The 19,804-nt window shown below is 64.2% G+C and carries 20 protein-coding genes and 1 pseudogene; 6 read left to right on the forward strand and 15 right to left on the reverse strand.

The genetic code is table 11. From position 1 onward, the window contains the following. The first annotated feature begins 329 nt into the window (after window positions 1-329). Window positions 330-1,124 carry a fumarylacetoacetate hydrolase family protein gene (locus tag QX070_RS32715; RefSeq protein WP_315741259.1) on the forward strand — a complete coding sequence of 265 codons (795 nt, stop codon included), beginning with the start codon at window positions 330-332 and terminating at the stop codon, window positions 1,122-1,124. Between the two features lie 354 nt (window positions 1,125-1,478). Continuing rightward, window positions 1,479-2,960 carry a cytochrome c oxidase accessory protein CcoG gene (ccoG, locus tag QX070_RS32720; RefSeq protein WP_315741260.1) on the forward strand — a complete coding sequence of 494 codons (1,482 nt, stop codon included), beginning with the start codon at window positions 1,479-1,481 and terminating at the stop codon, window positions 2,958-2,960. Between the two features lie 8 nt (window positions 2,961-2,968). On the opposite strand, the pseudogene QX070_RS32725 reads toward ccoG, so the two are convergent. The 7 genes and pseudogenes from QX070_RS32725 to xoxF5 all read right to left on the reverse strand — a co-directional run. After that, window positions 2,969-3,278 (reverse strand): annotated as a pseudogene (locus QX070_RS32725) (amidase); the annotation flags it as partial. A gap of 114 nt (window positions 3,279-3,392) precedes the next feature. Beyond that, window positions 3,393-5,726, reverse strand: a complete 2,334-nt coding sequence (locus QX070_RS32730) for a xanthine dehydrogenase family protein molybdopterin-binding subunit (RefSeq protein ID WP_315741261.1) — start codon at window positions 5,724-5,726, stop codon at window positions 3,393-3,395. Window positions 5,727-5,728: 2 nt separating this feature from the next. After that, window positions 5,729-6,181, reverse strand: coding sequence for a (2Fe-2S)-binding protein (locus QX070_RS32735; protein WP_315741262.1), 453 nt, complete (start codon window positions 6,179-6,181; stop codon window positions 5,729-5,731). 360 nt (window positions 6,182-6,541) lie between these two features. Next, complete coding sequence (gfa, locus tag QX070_RS32740; RefSeq protein WP_315713222.1) at window positions 6,542-7,105, reverse strand: S-(hydroxymethyl)glutathione synthase; 564 nt, start codon at window positions 7,103-7,105, stop codon at window positions 6,542-6,544. Window positions 7,106-7,138: 33 nt separating this feature from the next. Beyond that, complete coding sequence (locus QX070_RS32745; RefSeq protein WP_315741263.1) at window positions 7,139-8,248, reverse strand: S-(hydroxymethyl)glutathione dehydrogenase/class III alcohol dehydrogenase; 1,110 nt, start codon at window positions 8,246-8,248, stop codon at window positions 7,139-7,141. 78 nt (window positions 8,249-8,326) lie between these two features. Then, a complete protein-coding gene (locus tag QX070_RS32750) occupies window positions 8,327-8,806 on the reverse strand; it encodes a c-type cytochrome, methanol metabolism-related (RefSeq protein ID WP_315741285.1) in 480 nt (159 codons plus the stop codon). A gap of 132 nt (window positions 8,807-8,938) precedes the next feature. Further along, a complete protein-coding gene (gene xoxF5 / locus QX070_RS32755; protein WP_315741264.1) occupies window positions 8,939-10,744 on the reverse strand; it encodes a lanthanide-dependent methanol dehydrogenase XoxF5 in 1,806 nt (601 codons plus the stop codon). Window positions 10,745-11,151: 407 nt separating this feature from the next. Here xoxF5 and QX070_RS32760 point away from each other — a divergent pair, with 407 nt between their 5' ends. Beyond that, complete coding sequence (locus QX070_RS32760; RefSeq protein WP_315741265.1) at window positions 11,152-12,099, forward strand: helix-turn-helix domain-containing protein; 948 nt, start codon at window positions 11,152-11,154, stop codon at window positions 12,097-12,099. A gap of 20 nt (window positions 12,100-12,119) precedes the next feature. On the opposite strand, the gene QX070_RS32765 is transcribed toward QX070_RS32760, so the two are convergent. From QX070_RS32765 to QX070_RS32775, 3 genes are read right to left on the reverse strand one after another with little or no spacing between them, the layout of a single operon-like run. Further along, the gene (locus QX070_RS32765) at window positions 12,120-13,055 is read right to left on the reverse strand and encodes a transporter substrate-binding domain-containing protein (protein ID WP_315741266.1); all 936 of its coding nucleotides are present in this window, start codon (window positions 13,053-13,055) and stop codon (window positions 12,120-12,122) included. Then, a complete protein-coding gene (locus QX070_RS32770) occupies window positions 13,055-13,390 on the reverse strand; it encodes a cytochrome c (RefSeq protein ID WP_315741286.1) in 336 nt (111 codons plus the stop codon). The genes QX070_RS32765 and QX070_RS32770 overlap by 1 nt, the downstream gene beginning before the upstream one ends. Window positions 13,391-13,421: 31 nt before the next feature. Further along, complete coding sequence (locus QX070_RS32775) at window positions 13,422-15,086, reverse strand: methanol/ethanol family PQQ-dependent dehydrogenase (protein ID WP_315741267.1); 1,665 nt, start codon at window positions 15,084-15,086, stop codon at window positions 13,422-13,424. Window positions 15,087-15,468: 382 nt separating this feature from the next. On the opposite strand from QX070_RS32775, the gene QX070_RS32780 reads away from it, so the two are divergent. Both QX070_RS32780 and pqqA read left to right on the forward strand, forming a co-directional pair. After that, window positions 15,469-15,741 carry a hypothetical protein gene (locus QX070_RS32780; RefSeq protein ID WP_315741268.1) on the forward strand — a complete coding sequence of 91 codons (273 nt, stop codon included), beginning with the start codon at window positions 15,469-15,471 and terminating at the stop codon, window positions 15,739-15,741. 217 nt (window positions 15,742-15,958) lie between these two features. After that, complete coding sequence (gene pqqA, locus QX070_RS32785) at window positions 15,959-16,039, forward strand: pyrroloquinoline quinone precursor peptide PqqA (RefSeq protein WP_009031067.1); 81 nt, start codon at window positions 15,959-15,961, stop codon at window positions 16,037-16,039. A gap of 168 nt (window positions 16,040-16,207) precedes the next feature. Here the strand turns inward: pqqA and QX070_RS32790 are convergent, their stop codons facing one another. Continuing rightward, complete coding sequence (locus QX070_RS32790; protein WP_315741269.1) at window positions 16,208-16,516, reverse strand: EthD family reductase; 309 nt, start codon at window positions 16,514-16,516, stop codon at window positions 16,208-16,210. Window positions 16,517-16,731: 215 nt separating this feature from the next. Here QX070_RS32790 and QX070_RS32795 point away from each other — a divergent pair, with 215 nt between their 5' ends. Then, window positions 16,732-16,944, forward strand: coding sequence for a hypothetical protein (locus QX070_RS32795; protein ID WP_315741270.1), 213 nt, complete (start codon window positions 16,732-16,734; stop codon window positions 16,942-16,944). A gap of 30 nt (window positions 16,945-16,974) precedes the next feature. Here QX070_RS32795 and QX070_RS32800 read toward each other — a convergent pair whose 3' ends face one another. Genes QX070_RS32800 through QX070_RS32815 form a run of 4 tightly spaced genes read right to left on the reverse strand, consistent with a single transcriptional unit; the run spans window position 16,975 to window position 19,780 of the window. Continuing rightward, window positions 16,975-17,322 (reverse strand): hypothetical protein, encoded by a 348-nt coding sequence (locus QX070_RS32800; protein ID WP_315741271.1) that lies wholly within the window; start codon window positions 17,320-17,322, stop codon window positions 16,975-16,977. 40 nt (window positions 17,323-17,362) lie between these two features. Continuing rightward, window positions 17,363-18,073: an ABC transporter ATP-binding protein gene (locus QX070_RS32805; protein WP_315741272.1), complete on the reverse strand. Its 711-nt coding sequence runs from the start codon at window positions 18,071-18,073 to the stop codon at window positions 17,363-17,365. Further along, complete coding sequence (locus QX070_RS32810; RefSeq protein WP_315741273.1) at window positions 18,063-18,800, reverse strand: ABC transporter permease; 738 nt, start codon at window positions 18,798-18,800, stop codon at window positions 18,063-18,065. The genes QX070_RS32805 and QX070_RS32810 overlap by 11 nt, the downstream gene beginning before the upstream one ends. Next, complete coding sequence (locus QX070_RS32815; protein WP_315741274.1) at window positions 18,800-19,780, reverse strand: ABC transporter substrate-binding protein; 981 nt, start codon at window positions 19,778-19,780, stop codon at window positions 18,800-18,802. The genes QX070_RS32810 and QX070_RS32815 overlap by 1 nt, the downstream gene beginning before the upstream one ends. Between the last annotated feature and the right edge of the window lie 24 nt (window positions 19,781-19,804).

The following is a 19,804-nucleotide window of genomic DNA, read 5'->3' on the forward strand; positions in this document are numbered from 1 at the left end:
CCTCCGAGGGCCGGATGGTTCGGAAATCCAATCCTAACCCTTCTTGACCACCCGCCGCCCCATAGGATCTGTGGTTCCTGCCGCCTGCATTTTTTCCGCAGGCGGGCCACGGGCCTCAGTCGAGGTCCGGCCTTCCCTGCGCCCTCGCGTTTCCGGCGAGGGTCTCGAGCATCGCTTCGGGCGTGTGTTGCGTCGCGAGAGCAACGGCGCGTGCGCGCATAGTGGCGCTGGCATACTGGATATGCTTATCAGTTGAGCGGGGCGCCGATGCTGGTGCGCCACCACCAACAAATCAGCCGGCCGCAACGGCTGATCCCAGGAGGAAACCCATGGCAGACACCTCACGCCGCGATCTTCTCGTCGCCGGCAGCGCCGCCGCAGCGGCTGCGATCATGACGGACACCCACCCTGCCGCGGCACAGGCCGGGCCGAAGCCGATCTTCGCCGTGCCGGCGACCACGATTCCGATCGCCGGCGAGCAGGGCGTCTTCCCCGTCCGCCGCATCTACTGCATCGGCCGCAACTACGCGGCGCATGCCATCGAGCGCGGCTCCGATCCGAACCGCGAGCCGCCGTTCTTCTTCCAGAAGCCGACCGACGCGATCCAGAACGTCGCGATCGGCGAGGTCGCCGATCATCCCTATCCGTCCCTGACCAAGAACTATCATCACGAGGTCGAACTGGTCGCGGCGCTGAAATCCGGCGGCACCAACATTCCCGCCGAGTCCGCGCTCGATCATGTCTATGGCTACGCGCTCGGCCTCGACATGACCCGCCGTGACCTGCAGAACGGCATGGCCGCCGAGAAGAAGCCATGGGAGATCGGCAAGAGTTTTGATCATGCCGCCGTGCTCGGCCCGATCCATCCGGTGGCGAAGGTCGGCCACTTCACCAAGGGCGCGATCTCGCTCGCGGTCAACGGCACGGTCCGGCAGAACTCCGACCTGACCAAGATGATCTGGAACGTCGCCGAGCAGATCGCGAAACTGTCCGAGGCGTTCGAGCTGAAGGCCGGCGACATCATCTATTCCGGCACGCCGGAGAATGTCGGCCCGGTCGTCAAGGGCGACGTGCTCTTGTGCAAGCTCGAGGGCCTGCCGGACATGTCGATCAAGATCGTTTGAGAGACGGGCTGGATCACACGTCGTGCGCAGCATGTTAACGCTGCCGATCGGAACGGAAGTCGCCGCCGCAATGCCGGTACGCTCCTTCTCCCCGCACGCGGGGAGAGGCGAGCAGCGAGCGTCGCTACGCGCGCTATCCAACAAGCGCGGCAGCCGCAGCCATCCCTCCGGATGCTGCGACTGCCGCCGTGGCGCTCGCGGCGCCGCGCCTCTCATCGCCTGCCGGACGGGAACTATCGTTGTTCCCGCGCAAACAGGCGCTGCCACCCGTTCGCAAGTTTGTGGCCCGACAAAGAGCCGCCGGGCACCGCCGCCTATCGTTGCCCTGCATCAGCCGAGCGAACGAGGGCAGCCGTGGCCATCACCATCGAGATCGATCACGCCAAGACGCGGCGCATGGCGCAGGGCCAAGGCCAAAGCGAGGGCCAGGGTCAGGCCCGCGGCCCGGCACGGTCGTTGCGCAGCGCTGGCGGCCCGGTGGTTCCGCAGGGCGTCAAGGGGCCAATCCGGCGGCTGAAATGGCTGATTCTCGTTCTGACGCTCGCCGTCTACTACATCACGCCGTTCGTGCGCTGGAACCGCGGGCCGAATGCGCCGGGCCAAGCCGTGCTGCTCGATTTCGCCCACGGAAAGCTCTATCTTGGCCCCGCCGAGATCTGGCCGCAGGATCTCTATCTCATCACCGCGGCGATGCTGCTGGCGACGTTCATCCTCGTCCTGGTCAACGCGCTGGCCGGCCGCCTGTGGTGCGGCTTCGCCTGTCCGCAGACGGTGTGGACCGACCTGTTCCTGCTGGTCGAGCGCCTGGTCGAGGGCGACCGCCGGCAGCGGCTGAAGAACGTCGGCGCGCCGCTGACGGCGCGGCGCATCGCACAGATCGCCACCAAGCACGCGCTGTGGATGGCGATCGCGCTCGGCACCGGCGGCACCCTGATCTTCTACTTCACCGACGCGCCGGAGTTGCTGCGCGATCTCATCCATGGCGAGATGTCGGCGACCGCGCTGACCTGGACCTTGGTCTTCGCCGGCACGACCTATGGCCTCGCCGGTTTCGCGCGCGAGCAGGTCTGCACCTTCATGTGCCCGTGGCCGCGTCTGCAGGGCGCGATCTGGGATCCGGAAGCCTTCACGGTGAACTATCGCGATTATCGCGGCGAGACCCGGATGTCGGCGAAAAAGGCCGCCGAGGCGCGATCGCAGGGGTTGCCGGCCGGCGATTGCGTCGATTGTGGCGCCTGCGTCGCGGTCTGCCCGATCGGCATCGACATCCGCCAGGGGCCGAGCTTCGCCTGCATCAATTGCGGCCTCTGCGTCGATGCCTGCGACGGCGTGATGGCCAAGCTCGATCGTCCGCGCGGCCTGATCGACTACGAGAGCTGGCGCAACATCGAGCGTGGCCGTGTCGGCGAGCCGCGTGTCTCACGGCTGGTGCGGCCGAAGACGATCGGGCTTGCGCTGGCCTGCGTCGCTGTCGCAGGCGTGATTGCTGTTTCGTTCGTCACGAAGACCACCGCCGTGCTGTCGGTGCAGCACGATCGCGATCCGATGTCGGTGCGGCTGTCGGATGGCTCGGTGCGCAACGGCTATACGGTGAAGCTGCTCAACAAGTCGTCCGCCGTGCGGAGCTTCAAGCTCGGCATCAGCGGCATCGATGCGGCGCTCGCCATCGTCGGCCATGCGGCGGCGGATGCGATCGAGGTCGAGCCGGACGGCTCGGAGGCGCTGCGGGTGACGCTGACCATGCCCGAGTCTGTGGATGCCGATGTGACCTTCCAGGCGGTCGATGCGAGCGGGCAGGTCGTGCTGACCGCGCACGACCGCTTCGTGAACCGGTAGCGGAGGGCCTACAGATAGGATTTCGGCAGCAGCATGTGGATGCCCTTGTTGCCGTCGACCAGCTGGGTGACGCGCAGATTGCCGGCCAGCGAGCACAGCATGTAGGCCTGGTTGCGCGACAGGTTGGTGCGGGCGCAGACGTGCTTAACCACGCACCGCCTGCTTGGCGGCGTCATCGAGATCCTCGTCGAGGCTGATCGACATCAGGTGGGTGGCGTTCTCGGCGAACGGCCAGGTGATGTCCATGTCCTTGCGCACGGTGAGGCGGAAGCTGCCGGTGACGCCGGTCTCCAGCGCGGTGATGCAGACCTCGCCGTCCGCCGTCATCGGCCGCTATGCCTCGGTGCGCTACGGGCGCTGACCGATCCTGCTTCTTCCGCTGGGATCACCGGCCGGATCGCTCCGGCCGATGATCTGCTGATTGCTGCAAGCTCAGGTCGCGAGCTGATTGCCGATCGGCAGCGCCCGCAGGCGCTTGCCGGTGGCGGCAAAGATCGCGTTGGCGAGCGCCGGCGCGAATGGCGGCACGCCCGGCTCGCCGACGCCGCTTGGCGGAGTGTCGGCATCAACGGGCACGATGTGCACGTTGGTCACCAGCGGTGCCTCGTCGATTCGGACCACCGGATGGTCGTCGAAGTTGCGCTGCTGCACCCGGCCGTTCTTGAAGCTGATCTCGCCATATTTGGCGAGACTCAGCCCCATGATCGCGGCGCCTTCGAGCTGCGAGGCGATGCGTTCGGGGTTGACGAAGGTGCCGCAGTCGATCGCGGTGTCGACCTGATGCACCACAAGCTTGCCCTTGTCGTCGACCGACACCTCCACGATGGTGGCGATGTAGCTGACGAAGCTGCGATGCGCGGCGATGCCGAGGCCGTGGCCCTTGGGCACCGAGCGGCCCCAATTGCCCTTCTCGGCCACGTACTCGACGACACGGCGCAGCCGGCCGGTGTCGATCGGGTAGCTCTCGTAGGGCTCGCCGTAGTTCCAGAGATCCTTCACCGAGGCGAGCTTCAGGACGCGCGGAGTGCCGATCAGATCGAGCAGCGTGTCCTTCTGGTCGCGGCCGGTGGCATGGGCGATCTCGCCGACCATCGATTGCACGGCGAAGGCGCGCGGGATGTTCGAGACCGAGCGGAACCAGCCGATGCGGGTCATCGCCTTGGCGGCGGGATTCTCACATTGGATGTTGGCGATCTCGAACGGCATGTCGACGAGGCCCATGCCGAGCTCGAACGGCGCGGCATGATCGGCGCCCGCCGCGAAGGTCGACAGGATGGTCGGCGCGACGCTGCGGTGGCGCCAGGCCACCACCTTGCCGCTCTTGTCGAGCCCGGCTTCGATGCGCTCCACCGACACGGTGTGCAGGAAATCGTGATGGAGGTCGTCATCGCGCGTCCACTGCACCTTGACCGGCGCACCCAGCGTCTTCGACAGCAGGGCAGCCTCGAGCGCGAAGTCGCATTTGGACTTCCGCCCGAACCCGCCGCCGAGCAGGGTGACGTTGACGGTCACGTTCTCCGGCGGGATCTGCAGCGTCTTGGCAACATCCTCGTGCGTGCCGCCGGGGCTCTGCACAGGCGCCCAGATCTCGGCCTTGTCGCCCTTGACGTCGGCGACCGCGACCGGCGGCTCCATGCTGGCATGGGCGAAATGCGGCAGGTAGTACTCGCCGGTGATCACCTTGTCGGCCGACTTCAGCGCGGCCTCGACGTCGCCCTCCTGGCGCACGACGAGACCCGGCTGGCGTGCGGCGGCTTCGAGCTCGGCGCGATAGGCGACGGAGTCGTAAGCAGCATTGGCGCCGTCGTCCCATTCGACCTTGAGCACGTCGCGACCCTTGATTGCAGCGCCGGTGTTGCGCGCGATCACGGCGACGCCGCCAAGCGGCTGGAACTTCGACGGCCAGGGCCAGCCCTTGACCTCGATCACCTGCTCGACGCCGGGCACCTTCAGCGCCTCGGCCGGATCGAACGACTTGACCTTGCCGCCGGTGACCGGCGGCCGGGCGATAACCGCGTATTTCATGCCGGGCAGGCGGACGTCGGCTCCATAGCGCGCCTTGCCGACGGTGATGTCGTGCAGATCGACGATACTGACCTGGCCCTTGCCGAGATAACGGAAGTCCTTCGGCGACTTCAGCTGCACGGTGTCGACCGCAGGGACCGGCAGATTGGCTGCATCGGCCGCGAGCTCGCCGAAGCCGAGGCGGCGGCCGCTGGCGCTGTGCACGACCTCATGATTGACGGCTTTCACTTCGCTCGGCGGCACGCCGAGGCGCTTGGCCGCCGCGGCTTCGAGCATCGCCCGCGCCATGGCGCCGATCTGTCGCATCGGCAGCAGATAGTGCCGCGTGCTGCGCGAACCGTCGGTATCCTGGTTGCCGAACTTCACCTCGTCGCCGGGAGCCTGCACGACGCGCACGCGCGACCAGTCGGCTTCCATTTCCTCCGCCACGATCAGTGGCAGGCTGGTACGCACGCCCGTGCCCATCTCGGAGCGGTGGGCGAGGATCGACACGATGCCGTCGGGGGCGATCGAAACGAAAACCTTGGGATCGACCACGGTGCCGTGCGGCATCTTGCCGGCGCCGGTTTCATAGGCGGCAAACGCCGGGCGCGACAGCAAGGGAGCCGCGAGCACGAACCCGCCGGCGAGGCCCAGCGTCTGCAGGATGGTACGGCGCGAGACGTTCTCGACCTTGAGATGCCGCTCGAAGCCGCGGCGAGACGCGGACTTTGCGATGTCGGGATTTGCGATGATGCTCATGATCACACCCCCGTCGAGGCCAGATGGACCGCATTCTCGATGCGCTGATAGCAGCCGCAGCGGCAGATGTTGCCGGCCATCGCATCCCTGATCTGGTCATGCGACGGCTTGGGATTCTCGTTCAAGAGTGCGGCCGCCTGCATGATCTGCCCGGCCTGGCAGAAGCCGCATTGCGGCACGTTGACCTGCCGCCACGCCTTCTGCACCGGATGATCTCCAGTCGGATGCAGACCTTCGATGGTGGTGACCTCCCGTCCCGCGACATCCGACACTGCGGTGATGCAGGCGCGCGCCGCTTCCTTGTCGACTATCACGGTGCAGGCGCCGCACAGCGCTGCGCCGCACCCATATTTCGTTCCGGTCAAACCCAGCTCGTCGCGCAGATACCACAGCAGCGGCAGGCTTGGATCGCCGTCCCAGCTCTGCTCCTGTCCGTTGATTTTCACCTTGATCATGTTCGCCCTCGCTCTGTCGGACCAATGGTCGCTGTTCTGATCGTTGGTGGACGCGCGCGGGACCACATGTCCTTACGTGCACGCGCCGGATCAATCGAGAGTTGTCGGAAAACGACTAATGATAGCAGGCCGGGACAGGCATCGGTCTACACAGGCGCGTGTGTTGTCAGAGCAGACGAGCGCTGCGCGTGCAGCCCGCTGCAACGCAGATGCGGAACAATGGGCGATGCGCCGACAACAATGGCGGCCGCCAGACCAAAACGACGACAAAAAAAGAATGCCTCGCCAGCGTGGGGCAGGCGAGGCACCAAGTCTTCAGGAAGGAACGCTTCAGTTGGTACGCTTGGTACGTGGCGGCCGTCAGGCCGCCTTTGCTTTCGCCACGTGGGTGGCAATCGCATCCATCAGGGCCGGCGACAGGCAGTCATAGGGCTCGAGCCCCAGCTCCTTCAATCGCGCCCGAATCTCGCCCATCTGTTCCGGCTTCACGCCCGACTCGATCACCGAGGAGACGAAGGCCGCAAAGCCCGGCGCGGCCGAACCCTGCTCCTGGAACAGCTCGGGGTGAATGAAGTCGAGGCCGTAGAACGGGTGGCCCGTGTTCTCGATGCGGCCATACATATGCGTGCCGCAGCCCGTGCAGGCGTAGCGCTGGATGACGGCGGAGGGATCGACGATCTTGAGCTTGTCGCCGTTCTCCAGCACCGTGACGTTCTGCCGCGGCACCACTGCAACGACCGAGAAGGTCGCGCCGGAGGGCTTCCAGCATTTGGTGCAGCCGCACGCGTGGTTATGCGCGACATCGCCCTTGATGCCGACCTTGACCGGCCGGTCGTGGCATTTGCAGACCAGCGTGCCGCCGGCGAAATGGCCGCTTCCTTGTTTGACGCCGTTATCGACGGACGGATGGATGTGGACAGTCATGGCGCAATCCTCCTCAGTTTTGCGTGCTTGGGGTCAGAACACGACGACGGAACGGATCGATTTGCCCTCATGCATCAGGTCGAAGCCCTTGTTGATGTCTTCGAGCTTGAGCGTGTGGGTGATCATCGGGTCGATTTCGATCTTCCCGTTCATGTACCAGTCGACGATCTTGGGAACGTCGGTGCGCCCGCGCGCGCCGCCGAACGCCGTGCCCTTCCAGACGCGTCCGGTGACGAGCTGGAACGGGCGGGTCGCGATCTCCTTGCCGGCTTCGGCGACACCGATGATGATCGATTCGCCCCAGCCGCGATGGCAGGCTTCCAGCGCCTGGCGCATCACCGTGGTATTGCCGGTGCAGTCGAAGGTGTAGTCGGCACCGCCATCCGTCAGCGCAACCAGATGCTGGACGATGTCGCCGGTCACCTTCTTCGGGTTGACGAAGTGGGTCATGCCGAAGCGGCGCCCCCATTCTTCCTTGCTGTCATTGACGTCGACGCCGACGATCTTGTCGGCGCCCGCCATCCGCGCGCCCTGGAGCACGTTGAGGCCGATGCCGCCGAGGCCGAAGACGATGACGTTCGAGCCGGGCGTGACCTTGGCCGTATTGACGACTGCGCCGACGCCGGTGGTGACGCCGCAGCCGATATAGCAGCTCTTGTCGAAGGGCGCGTCCTCGCGAATTTTCGCGACCGCGATCTCCGGCAGCACGGTGAAGTTGGAGAAGGTCGAGCAGCCCATGTAGTGGTAGATGGCCTGGCCCTTGTAGCTGAAGCGCGACGTGCCGTCGGGCATCAGGCCCTTGCCCTGCGTGGCGCGGATCGCGGTGCAGAGATTGGTCTTGCGGCTGAGGCAGCTCTTGCACTGGCGGCATTCCGGTGTGTAGAGCGGAATGACGTGGTCGCCGGGCTTGACCGAGGTTACGCCAGGACCCACCTCGCACACGATGCCGGCGCCCTCATGGCCGAGGATCGAGGGGAAGATGCCCTCGCTGTCGAAACCGTCGAGCGTGTAGGCATCGGTGTGGCAGATGCCGGTGGCCTTGATCTCGACCAGTACCTCGCCGGCCTTCGGCCCTTCGAGGTCGACCTCGACGATCTCCAGCGGCTTCTTGGCTTCGAAAGCGACCGCGGCGCGCGTCTTCATGTCTCAAACTCCTCTTTCATTCTCTTGAGCCCGCGACGCTGCCCAGGGAAACTGTTCAGGCGCGGTCCCCGTCGTCAGTCATTTCTTGCCCATGCAGGAGTTCTCCGCTTCCGTATAGGCTGGCGGTTTGTCCTCGTGCTTGGCCGGGCGAACGCGTCCCACCGCGTCATTGCCGCGGGCGCGCAGGTAGATGTAGAGGTCGTCCATGTAGCAGGCCACGTTCGGATTGTCGCCGAAAGCCGGCATGACGTTCTCCTGGGACGTGCTGACATTCTTGCGGCCGCTGGCGATGACACCGATGAAATCGCCGTAGCTCATGGTCTTGACCGAGTCCTTCAGCGCAGGCGCATAAGTCGATCCCATGCCGTCGGGCCCGTGGCAGACGTGGCATTCGGAATGATAGCGGCGGTATCCGGAGTAGGTGTACCAGTCGACCGATCCGTCGGCGCCCACCTTGTAGGTCGGATTGCCATCCTTATCGAAGTACTTCCCGTCTTCGGACTTGACGGCCGCAGGATCTCCCGGACTTTCCGCCCAGGCATTTTCGGCGACATTCATCCCGCCGGTTGCCAGGATCAGAGCCGTGGCGACCGCAAAACAGATTCTACGCAAGGGCGTCTTCCCTTAATTTTCTGGGGCAGGCGAACCGGCGCATGGACGAAATCCATGCGCCGGAAGCAGGTGCCTAGCTCACTGCTGCGGGAGCGAGAACACGGTGAGCGCGCCGCCCAGGGCGGTGTAGTTGCTCAGCGCTGCGTAGCCGCCGACCGCACCGAGACCGGCGGTCGGATCCGTCAGGCCCGCCGCGAGACCGATGCCGGCCCAGCCACCGACACCCGAGAGCACGGCGACATACTGCTTGCCGCCTGCCTCGTAGGTCGTGACGTTGCCGATGATGCCGGACGGAGTCTTGAACTTGTAGAGCTCCTTGCCCGTCTTGGCATCGACCGCCTTGAGGTAGCCTTCGAGCGTTCCGTAGAACACCACGCCGCCGGCCGTTGCGAGCGCACCCGACCACACCGAGAACGGCTCCTTGTTCGACCAGGCGATCTTGCCGGTCTTGCCGTCCCAAGCGATGAAGTTGCCCATATGGGTCTCACCCGCCGGCGGATACATCGACAGCGTCGCGCCGACATAGGGCTGACCTGCGGTGTAGCTCACCTTGAAGGGCTCGTAGTCCATGCAGACATGGTTGGTCGGAACGTAGAACAGCTGCGTGTCCGGCGAGTAGGCGGCCGGTTGTTCGTCCTTGGTGCCGAGCGCCGCCGGGCAGATGCCCTTGGTGTTGACGTCTTCACCCTGCTTGTCGGTCGAGTATTGATCGACAACCTTCGGACGGCCGTAGGTCGGCGAGTTCTTGTCCATGTCGACGCCGGTGGTCCAGTTCACCTTCGGGTCGAACTTTTCGGCGACGAGGAGCTCGCCGCTGGCACGGTCGAGCGTATAGCCGAGGCCGTTACGATCGAAGTGCGTGAGCAGCTTGCGCGGCTGACCGTTGATCGACTGGTCCGACAGGATCATCTCATTGACGCCGTCATAGTCCCACTCGTCGTGGGGCGTCATCTGATAGACCCATTTCGCGACGCCGGTGTCTGCGTGGCGGGCGAAGATCGTCATCGACCACTTGTTGTCGCCGGGACGCTGCTTCGGGTTCCAGGTCGAGGGATTGCCCGACCCGTAATAGACCATGTCGAGCTGCGGATCGTAGGAGATCCAGCCCCAGGTGCAGCCGCCGCCGGTCTTCCACTGATCGCCTTGCCAGGTCTTCAAGCTCGAGTCCTTGCCGACCGGCTTGCCGAGCGCGGTGGTGTTGGCATCGAACAGGATCTGGTCATCCGGACCTTCGGAATAGGCCTTCCAGACCTGCTTGCCGCTCTTGATGTCGTAAGCGGTCATGCTGCACTGGACGCCGAACTCGCCGCCGGACGTGCCGACCAGGACCTTGTCCTTCACCACCAGCGGCGCCGAGGTGCCGGTCTGGCCCTTGGTCGGATCGCCGTTGACGGCGGTCCAGACATGCTGGCCGGTCTTGGCGTCGATCGCCACCAGCTTGTCGTCGGCCTGATGCAGGAAGATCTTGCCGTCACCATAGGCGACGCCGCGGTTGACCGTGTCGCAGCACATCACCGGAATGACGTTCGGGTCCTGCTTGGGCTCGTACTTCCAGACGATCTTGTTGTCCTGCGCGAGATCGAGCGCATAGACCTTGTTCGGGAACGGCGTATGCACATACATCAGGTTGCCGATGATGAGCGGTCCGCCTTCATGGCCGCGCAGCACGCCGGTGGAGAAGGTCCACGCGACCTGCAGCTTGCCGACGTTCTGGGCGGTGATCTGGTTGAGCTTGGAGTAACGCGTATTGGCGTAGTCTCCCGCCGGCATCACCCAGTCCTTCGGGTTGGCCGACATCTTGACCAGCTCTTCACTGGCCCACGCGCCACCCGCGGCAAGCGCCGCGACTGACGTCAGACATGTTGCGAGTAGCACTCTTCGCATCGTCTTTCCTCCCGGGTTCAACTGAGGTTCCGCATCACGCGGCCCAGTATTCGTTTTCGGCATCATTGATTATCCACTTCCCAACCGGGAAACTTGCCCAAAAGAGAAAAGAGCTTGCTCAAGAGTGAAGCGAATAGAAGTTTTTGAAGGAGATTTTGCTTTGCTGGTCCGCAACATGAGGGCCACTCTTGCTGCGCAGCATCAATTTGCAGCATCGCGGTTCCACCGAGGGTTGACGTTTCCCTTGACCTTACAGAGATGAAGGCGGAGGATCAGATAGGGCGCGTTATGGAACGAGTGCGCCGCGAAAGAGCCGCAGCCTTAAAATGGGAGCAATCTTGCTGCAGTCTCGTTCGCCGTCCTGCGGCGGACCCGTTGCGTTTCGATCATGAATCGGTGGATGAAACATGTCCGATACGATCCGCTCGCTTAATACTTCGGGCTTCTCGCCGAAGAGCCAGATCCAGCGTTGGTCAGATGCACTGACCGACCTGTGCGGACGTTTCGATGTCGATCCGCTGGAGGGGGCCTCATTCGAGGGGCGCATCAATTTCACGACGGTATCGCGCCTGAAGCTCTGCCAGATCGAGGCCAGCCAGCACCGCATTGCGCATTCCTATGCGCGTGCGCAAAAGGCGGCACATCCCTACATCAAGATCTTGTTCCAGACCTATGGAACGTCCTATTTCGAGCAGGATGGCCGCCAGATCGAGATCGGCCCCGGCGATTGCCTCGCCTACGATGTGTCGTCGCCGCACACGATCATCAGCCCCGCGTTGACGCGCCATGACGTTGTCATCGTGCCCAAGGAGCTGTTGCAGGAGCGCGGTTTCCGGTCGGAGAAGATGCCGGCATACAAGCTGTCGGCGCGGAGCGGGACCGGTCGGATTGCGCATGACGTCACCCATGCCGCGTTCGACGAGGCGACCCGGCTGTCGCCCAACTCGGCGGCCAGCGTCGCCGAGTCGCTGATCGATCTACTGCTGCTGCCGCTGCGCGAAGCCGATCGAATGCTGGACCGTGCGGGACCCGAGGCGGTCTATATCCGCGCTCAAGCCTTCATCCGCGAGCATCTGCGCGATCCCGATCTGTGCATCGATCAGATTTCGGCGGCCCTGGGTTGCACCAAGCGCTACCTTCACATGGTCTTCAGCGATCGTGGGATGACGGTCAGCGACTACATCTGGCGGGCCCGGCTTCAGCATTGCCGTCAGGAGCTGGAGACGCAGAGCGGCAAGACCATCACCGATGTCGCGTTCTCATGGGGTTTTTCGAGCTCGTCGCACTTCAGTCGCGTCTTCCGCAAATATTTCGGCGTCGTGCCATCGTCGGTTCACAAGACTGCGGCGCGCTGAGCGGTCGTGGAGCGACCGCGCTAGCGTGCGCCGCTCCGGATGATCCTCTGGAATGCATCGCCGAGAATCACCGGCTCGCGCGGCGGAAGATAGGTCAGTCCGGCGGACCGACCGAGATTCGCCAGGGCCCCGGAGCCGTCGAGCTCCGTCAATGCCTTGTCGACCGATGTGATGAGCTCGGCCGAACTGGCCAGCCCGACATAACCTCGGTTCACGCCGATCGGATAGCTGTAGCCCGACCCGCCGAGCTTGGTGTCGGGATGAGCCGCCCGATACGCATCGAAACGTCTGCTATCGAGCAGGGTCGCGTCGAACTTGCCCTGTTCGAGCGCGCCGAGCAGATCGTCCCGCGCCGGAATCAAATGAGTGATGTCGTCGATCAGCCGTCCCTTGTCGAACGTCATCAGGATGGCATCCGCCAACGTTCCGCTCTCGATTGCCAGCCGCAGCCCGGCCAGATCGCCGATGTCGGTAATCGGACGCGGTTTCGCGGAAGGTCCGAGAACGACGGTCAGTGTTGAGAACATGTACGGCTTGCTCGGCATCAGCGTGCCGAGCGGAACACGGCGGCGGCGGTCGTCGCGCGTGGCGCCATCGAAGTCCGGCAGCTTGGCCGTCTTGACGCCCGGCGCGACCAAGCCGTCCTGCGTGAACGCATAGCTGCCGAGCAACGAACAGCGTCCGTCCGATAGCAGTGCATTCGCCTCCAACGCTGGACTGGAATCTTCGTCCAATTTGCTCTCGTACCACTGGATCTCGAGCTTCCTGCCGAGGCGATCGGCGATCGCCTGACCGAGCAGGACATCGAAGCCGCCGCCGGGCTTGCCACGATGATGGACCGAGAGTGGCGGAAGATTTTCGTCGAGGCAGATGCGCAGCACGTCGTCGGCGGCTGAAGCCGCTGACGATACCGTCGAAATCATCAAGGCGGCCAACCAACAGCAGAGATGGCGCATCACTGCGCTCTCCGGCTCGAAACGTAGGCCCAAAGCGCGGTGATCTCGTCATCGCTGAGAATATCGCCCCAGGGCGGCATGCGGCCGTTCTTGCCCTGCTTCACCGTGGTGACGAAACGAGGCTGGTCATCGGGAAACCGGCGCAGGTCGGGCGTCACAGTGCCGGAGTTCACCATGTTGGGCCCGTGGCAGTGCGAGCACTTCTGAGCGAACGTCGTCTTGCCGAGGTCGACCTGGCTGTGTGCAGCGCTGCCATCTTGTTGTTGGGCGAGGGCGGTCGTCGATGGCACGGCCAAAGTCGCCATGACGGCGGCGAAGGCCGCCGCCGTTCTCATGAACGTGGTCTGTCTCACGGGCGATCCGCACTCAATTCTTGACCGCGAAGACCCACAACGAGCCGCCTGCCGGAACGTTGGCGAGGCGCTCGTCACCGGAGAACAGCGAGTAGACGCCGCCGTAGCCGGAGGTGACAGCGACATACTGCACGCCGTCCTGCTGCCAGGTGACGGGCTGGCCCTCGATGCCGGAGCCGGTCTGGAACTGCCACAGCTTCTTGCCGCTGTCGGCGTCGAAAGCTTCGAACTCGCCGGTCAGCTTGCCCGAGAACACCACGCCGCCTGCCGTGGACAGCACGCCGGAGAAGCGCGGGATGTCGCTCGGCTGCTCCCACTTGGTCTTGCCGGTCATCGGATCGATGGCCTTGAGTTGACCGCGCGGCCCTTCCGGCCAATCCCACAGATCCGTCAGGTCCATGCCGAGGTACCACTCGCCGGCCTTGTAGGTCGCAGGCTCGGTCTTGTAGTGACCGCCGAACACGAGCGTATTGGCATAGGCCAATCCCGTTTGCGGATTGAACGACATCGGCTCCCAGTTCTTGCCGCCGAGAATCGACGGATAGACCGTGACCTTCTTGCCCTCGCGCGCATCACGCGTCACGTCGGTCTCGACCGGCTTCCCGGTCTTCAGGTCGATGCTGGAGGCCCAGTTCACCTTCACATAGGGGTTGGCCGCGAGCAGCTTCCCATTGGTGCGATCGAGCACGTAGAAGAAGCCATTGCGGTTAGCGTTCATCAGCACCTTGGTCGGCTTGCCCTCGACGTTCATATCGGCGAGCACCATCTCCGCGACCGCGTCGTAGTCGAACGGATTGTTCGGCGAGAACTGGAAGTGCCACTTCATCTTGCCGGTCTTCGGATCGAGCGCGAGCACCGAGCAGGTGTAGAGGTTGTCGCCCGGGCGCACCGCCGCGTTGAACGGTCCGGGATTACCGACGCCCCAGAACACGGTGTTCTGCTCGGGATCGTAGGAGCCGGTGATCCAGGTCGAGCCGCCGCCCAGCTTCCAGGTGTCGCCCTTCCAGGTGTCGCCGCCGGGTTCATCCGGGCTTGGGACCGTGTGTGTGCGCCACAAATGCTTGCCCGTCGCGGGATCCCAACCATCGATGAAGCCGCGGGTGCCGAACTCGGCGCCGGAGATGCCCGTCAAAACGACGCCGTCGGCGACCAGCGGCGCGACGGTCATCGAGTAGCCTTCCTTGATATCGGCGGCTTTCTGGCGCCACAGCTCCTTGCCGGTTTTGGCATCGAGCGCAATCACGTTGGCATCGAGCGTCGTCCGGAACACCTTGCCGTCGTACAGTGCGGCGCCGCGATTGATGATGCCGCAGCAGACCACGCGCGGCGTCTCGGCGGGATAGTCGATCTTGCTCTTCCAGATCTGCTTGCCGGTCTTGGCGTCGACGGCCATCGTCGCATTGTGGGTCGTGACGTAGAGCACGCCCTGATAGACCAGCGGCTGCGATTCTTCACTGCGATCATCGGCGAAACTGTAGTTCCAGACCGGGACCAGGTTCTTGGCGTTGTCCTTGTTGATCTGGGTGAGCGGGCTGAACCGCTGCAGATTGTAGCCCATGCCGTAGTTGAGGACGTTTGCCGTATCAGTTGCACCCTTGACCAACTGATCGGCGCTCTGCGCGCTTGCACCATGTGATGCAAAAATGGCGAGGCCTGCGGCCAGCGCGATCCGCTTCATTCATTTCCTCCGAGATTTTTATGCGCGCCTATCCTGACGCTGCGGGAACAACACTCCCCTCGAAATCAGGAACCGTCAATACGAAAAGGTGGCAACGATCCTCGTCTCATCGGGAAGCCCTCCTCGTCCGATTCGGACGGGACAGCCAAGCCGTTGTCGCTGCTCGCTGATCGAGTTCGGCATGATGGCACCGCTCCTATGCTGCGTTGCGGCATGAAGATTGCTTCACTGCACCATGCCGGGACAACAGAGGAGTAGGCGGATGAGACGAACCATCCTTTGGCTCGGCATGCTTTGTTGCCTTTGGGTGAGTGCGAGTGCGCGTGATCTCGGTCAGTGGGGAGCGGTCGATCCTGCATTGCGTCAATGGTACGAGGCGTTGATGCAGCCCGATGTCCCGACGGCATCATGCTGCGGTGAGGCTGACGCCTACTTTGCCGATGAGATCCATGTCCGCAACGGCAAGACCTATGTCATCATCACCGATGACCGTCCCGATGAGCCGCGTGGCCGTCCGCACATCGATGTCGGTACCGAAATCGAGGTCCCCGATCACAAGCTGAAGTGGGACAAGGGAAATCCGACGGGGCACGGCATCATCTTCCTGAGCCGCAATCGATATGTGTTCTGCTATGTGCAGCCGGGCGGTGCGTGAGCGAAGCTGCCGTCCCGCTCAGGGGGCACGTCCTACGAGGATTGAGGCGGAACGGCGTCCAGCCAGGCGGCTGGATTTTTGTTTCGTTCAATCGATCGCCAACCGCTGGGAAATGCTCCACGGTTGCGGAGCCTTGCGTTCCACCTGATGCGGTCCTAGCTTCGACGTCGGCGCGAGCAATGCGTCAGTCAATGATAGTCGAACTTGGGAGCTTGAAATGGCCTGGAAGACACCGAAGATCGTCGAAGTGCCGGTTGGCATGGAAATCAACATGTACGCCTGTGCGGCGCGCAAGTAGCGCGTAGCGGTCTGCCAAGCCACGAAGAGCAAAATTTGCTTCGGACTGGCTTGGCGGATCCATTCTGCAGACGACCCGCGAGATCGTCCCGGCGACCGGCCTCTCGGCCGATCGGGTATGACGGGCACACCGCCGAACGTTGGTGACGGCCTGAGGACCGTCCAAGGATCAAACGTCCTGCGTGTCGAAGATATACAGATCGACGCCGCCATCGGCGAAATTGGGCAGATCGCCCGCCGCCGCCTTGCCTTCGGCAGAGCCCATTCCCGCCTGCAGCGCCTGCATCGAATCGAATACCAGGGTGGCAACGAGGTGGATGTTGGTGGCGCCCGTCGGCCCATTCACGGGGCCGCGGCTGATATCGTAGCTCTTCAGGCCGGGAATCTTCTTCGCCAGCGGCACGTGGACGTTCATGTAGTGTTTGTCGAACGCCTCGGCGCTCTTGGGGGTCTTGTAGAGTACGAGAACCTTGGGCATCTGCTTCCTCCGCATTCGCTCTTTTTGAGGTCGATCGACCGAGTCCATTGCAGCCGATCTGCCGGTTCGGATCAAGCGTCAGGGCCGGCTTGGTCCGGGGATGGTCGTTCCAGCCTTGGTTCCGCTGGATAATTTGTTGCGCAAAGAGAAACTGATGCAGCCGGATGTCGTAGTTTCAGGTACGTTGCTTCAGGCTTATCGAAGGACAACGAGCCATGAGCCCCATCGATCTCGTCATCACCGTCTGCGCAGTCCTGTCTCCGGCCACCTGCGAGGAGCAGCATCTCGTTTTCGCAGATGGCGGCGCCTCTCTGCAGCAATGCGCGATGAAGGCGCCGCCCTACATCGCCCAGTGGATCGGCGAGCACCCGAAATGGACGGCAGTGCGGTGGCGCTGCGAATATCCGCACACTAACGACAAGGCCTGAGGCCGGCTTGGCCGTCGGCGCGCTGGCTGCCTACTTCGTGCACTCCTTGAGGTCCTTGTCCGCGACCGAGATCACGGCGTCGGCCTTGATGTCGAGGCCGCGTACGACGCACTGCCGCTCGCCGGCATAGCTCACCTTGGCGTCGTAGCGCCCAGGCTCGATGCCGGTGAGCTTCAGCCGTTCGTCGTGATCGAGCTCTTTGTCCTTGTCGCTCAGCGTCTGGTTCGGACCCCAGTTGTTCTGGCCGGCCGGAGAGAGCTGAAAACCGGTCATCGTTGCGGTGGTCAGATTCCAGAGCCGGATGCCCTTGCTTTGTGCGACGGCTGCGAGCGGCATGGCGAACAGAATGGTTGCCGTCACGGCGAGTTCGCGTTTCATGGCATTTCCCTGGGTTTCCGACGTCCTTTGATTGCCATGACTATGACACGGAAAAATCCAGTCGCGCCAGATCGGCCTTGGTCGCCGCAACGGTGTCGTTGTTGCGCTGCGCGCGCGGCAGGTCGATCGGGACTGAATGAAGCAGACGGGCGGGGCGCGAGGATAGCAGGAAGATCCGGTCGCCGAGCCGCGCCGCGTCGTCCATGCTGTGCGTGACCAGGAGCGTGATCATCGGCCTGTTGGCCACCAGCGTCGCAATCTCCTCGCGCAGCCGCGCGGCGAGCGCGTCGTCGAGCGAAGCCAGCGGCTCATCCAGGATGAGGAAATCCGGCTCGACCGCAAAGGCGCGCGCCAGCGCGACACGGCGGGCGAGGCCGAGCGACAACTCGCCTGGAAAATGGCTGCGATGTCCCTCGAGCTCGAGCACGCCGAAGATCGCGGCCAGCCTGTCCTCGGCGACACCGGGCGCTGCCAGCCGGACGTTGTCCTCCACCGATCGCCACGGCAGCAGCCGCGGCTCCTGGAACACCATCGCCAGCCGGGCTCCCTCAGGCCGCGATACCTGGCCCTGATAGTCGTTGTCCAGACCGGCGAGAATCCGCAGCATCGTGCTCTTGCCGCACCCGGAGGGGCCGACGACGACGCCGACCTCGCCCCGCTGCAGCGCAAAGGCAATGCCCGCAATCACCTCCTGGCGCTTGCCATTGGCGCTGGTGTAGCTCTTGGACCTGATATCGACCTCAAGCCGCACGGAGCCGCCACCTCGATGCGCGCTGCTCGAACGGCTGGACGATGACGGCCTCGATCACCAGCACCACGGCAGCAAAGCTGAGCGAGTAGGCGAGCAGCAGCGGAATGTCGAACAGCTGGAAGGCGACGCCGATCTCGAAGCCGATGCCGTTGGGCCGTCCGAGCAGTTCGGCCACCAGCACGATCTTCCAGACCAATGAAAGGCCGGAGCGCGCGGCAGCCGCAATATAAGGTGCGAGCTGCGGCAGCAGGACGTGGCGGAGGATGCGTCCGCGCGAAAAGGCAAACACCTTGGCCATCTCGTCGAGCGATGGATCGAGCGCGCGGGCGCCTTCACGCAGGGTGACGACGGCCGTCGGCAGCTTGTTGATCGCGATCGCCGCGATCGCAGCGACCTCGGTGAGACCGGCCCAGATATAGGCGAGCACGATCACCACCAGCGCCGGCAGATTGAGCAGCAGGATCAGCCAGGGATCGCCGAGGCGGTTGGCGAGCTGGCTGCGCCCCATCAAAAAGCCGATTGCCGAGCCGAGTGCCATCGACAGAGTGAAGGCGAGGGCGACGCGGGCGAGCGTTGCGCCGAGATGCAGAAACAGCGCGCCGGACCGCGCCTCCGCCACCGCAACCGCAAGCACGGCCGATGGCAATGGCAGCTTGGCGCTGCCGGCGACAGCCGCGGCAATCCACCAGGTGGCGAGCAGAAGCGCAAAGGACAACAGCCGCAGCACTAATCCCTCGCATCCGCCCTGTAGTAGGTGCCGGGACTGAGCTCAGCCGCGGGGCCGACCAGATCGCGGCCGCCGATCGAGGCGAGCACGCCGTAGAGAACGCGGGCGTCGGCCTCTTCCTCGGCCACCGGCCGGCGCGGAATACCTTCGCGATAGCGGTCGCGATAGGCGCGCAAGGTGGCGTCGTCCTGTGCGCCGGTCAGCGGGGCGATCGTTTGCCAGTCGGCGTCGGAGGTCGCCAGGATCTCCTTGGCCTTGGCCGTGACGGTTAGGAAGCGTGCGACGAGATCGCGATGCTTGGCGGCCCAGTCCTCGTCGAAGACATAGCCGATCATCGCGGTGCGGCCCTTGGCGCCGAATGGCGGCAGCAGATCCTCGATGCCGGCAAGCCGGCGGAAGCCCTTGGCCTCCAGCGCCGCGCAGAAATTCCAGTAGTTCAAGCCCGCATCCATCTCGCCGTCGGCCAGCTTGGCGGCCAGCAGCGGCGGCGCGCCGTAGGTGATGGTTGCCTGCGATTTCAGATCGACGCCGTCGCGCTTGAGCGTGGCCTGCAGCAGCAGCCAGCTCTTGTCGAGCGGGCCGCCGGCCACCGCGAGCTTGCGTCCCTTCAGATCGGCAAGCGTCTTGATGGGTGAGGTCGCCGGCACCATCACGGCGCCGAGCGCGCTCGAATAGGGATAGAAGGTCAGCTTGGCGCCGAGCGCACGCTCGCGCGACACCCACAGCCAGTCCGATACCATGATGTCGGCATTGCCGGCACGCAGCGCGATCTTGCCGGCCTCCGGGCTCGCAAGCTCGACCGCATCGATCGCGATATCCGCCTGCTTGTCCAGCTGGCGGGCGCGGATCACGGCCAGCTCCCAGGCGAAGGTGCCGGTCTTCTGCACTGCAACCTTGACGGTCTCGGCGGCGCAGCATGCCGTGACCGGCAGCAGGGCGCAGGCGACAATCGCCATCAACAAACGACCGATCTGCGTCATGAGCCCGTCTGCATTTCCTCGAGA

Source organism: Bradyrhizobium sp. SZCCHNR1093 (assembly GCF_032381175.1).
Classification (GTDB): domain Bacteria; phylum Pseudomonadota; class Alphaproteobacteria; order Rhizobiales; family Xanthobacteraceae; genus Bradyrhizobium.

Excerpts from the sequence above, each read along its gene's own strand:
- QX070_RS32715 (WP_315741259.1), top strand. The coding sequence starts at position 330 with ATGGCAGACACCTCACGCCGCGATCTTCTCGTCGCCGGCAGCGCCGCC.
- QX070_RS32730 (WP_315741261.1), bottom strand. The coding sequence starts at position 5,726 with ATGAGCATCATCGCAAATCCCGACATCGCAAAGTCCGCGTCTCGCCGC.
- QX070_RS32735 (WP_315741262.1), bottom strand. The coding sequence starts at position 6,181 with ATGATCAAGGTGAAAATCAACGGACAGGAGCAGAGCTGGGACGGCGAT.
- gfa (WP_315713222.1), bottom strand. The coding sequence starts at position 7,105 with ATGACTGTCCACATCCATCCGTCCGTCGATAACGGCGTCAAACAAGGA.
- QX070_RS32745 (WP_315741263.1), bottom strand. The coding sequence starts at position 8,248 with ATGAAGACGCGCGCCGCGGTCGCTTTCGAAGCCAAGAAGCCGCTGGAG.
- QX070_RS32750 (WP_315741285.1), bottom strand. The coding sequence starts at position 8,806 with ATGAATGTCGCCGAAAATGCCTGGGCGGAAAGTCCGGGAGATCCTGCG.
- xoxF5 (WP_315741264.1), bottom strand. The coding sequence starts at position 10,744 with ATGCGAAGAGTGCTACTCGCAACATGTCTGACGTCAGTCGCGGCGCTT.
- QX070_RS32760 (WP_315741265.1), top strand. The coding sequence starts at position 11,152 with ATGTCCGATACGATCCGCTCGCTTAATACTTCGGGCTTCTCGCCGAAG.
- QX070_RS32765 (WP_315741266.1), bottom strand. The coding sequence starts at position 13,055 with ATGCGCCATCTCTGCTGTTGGTTGGCCGCCTTGATGATTTCGACGGTA.
- QX070_RS32770 (WP_315741286.1), bottom strand. The coding sequence starts at position 13,390 with ATGAGAACGGCGGCGGCCTTCGCCGCCGTCATGGCGACTTTGGCCGTG.
- QX070_RS32775 (WP_315741267.1), bottom strand. The coding sequence starts at position 15,086 with ATGAAGCGGATCGCGCTGGCCGCAGGCCTCGCCATTTTTGCATCACAT.
- QX070_RS32780 (WP_315741268.1), top strand. The coding sequence starts at position 15,469 with ATGCAGCCCGATGTCCCGACGGCATCATGCTGCGGTGAGGCTGACGCC.
- pqqA (WP_009031067.1), top strand. The coding sequence starts at position 15,959 with ATGGCCTGGAAGACACCGAAGATCGTCGAAGTGCCGGTTGGCATGGAA.
- QX070_RS32790 (WP_315741269.1), bottom strand. The coding sequence starts at position 16,516 with ATGCCCAAGGTTCTCGTACTCTACAAGACCCCCAAGAGCGCCGAGGCG.
- QX070_RS32795 (WP_315741270.1), top strand. The coding sequence starts at position 16,732 with ATGAGCCCCATCGATCTCGTCATCACCGTCTGCGCAGTCCTGTCTCCG.
- QX070_RS32800 (WP_315741271.1), bottom strand. The coding sequence starts at position 17,322 with ATGAAACGCGAACTCGCCGTGACGGCAACCATTCTGTTCGCCATGCCG.
- QX070_RS32815 (WP_315741274.1), bottom strand. The coding sequence starts at position 19,780 with ATGACGCAGATCGGTCGTTTGTTGATGGCGATTGTCGCCTGCGCCCTG.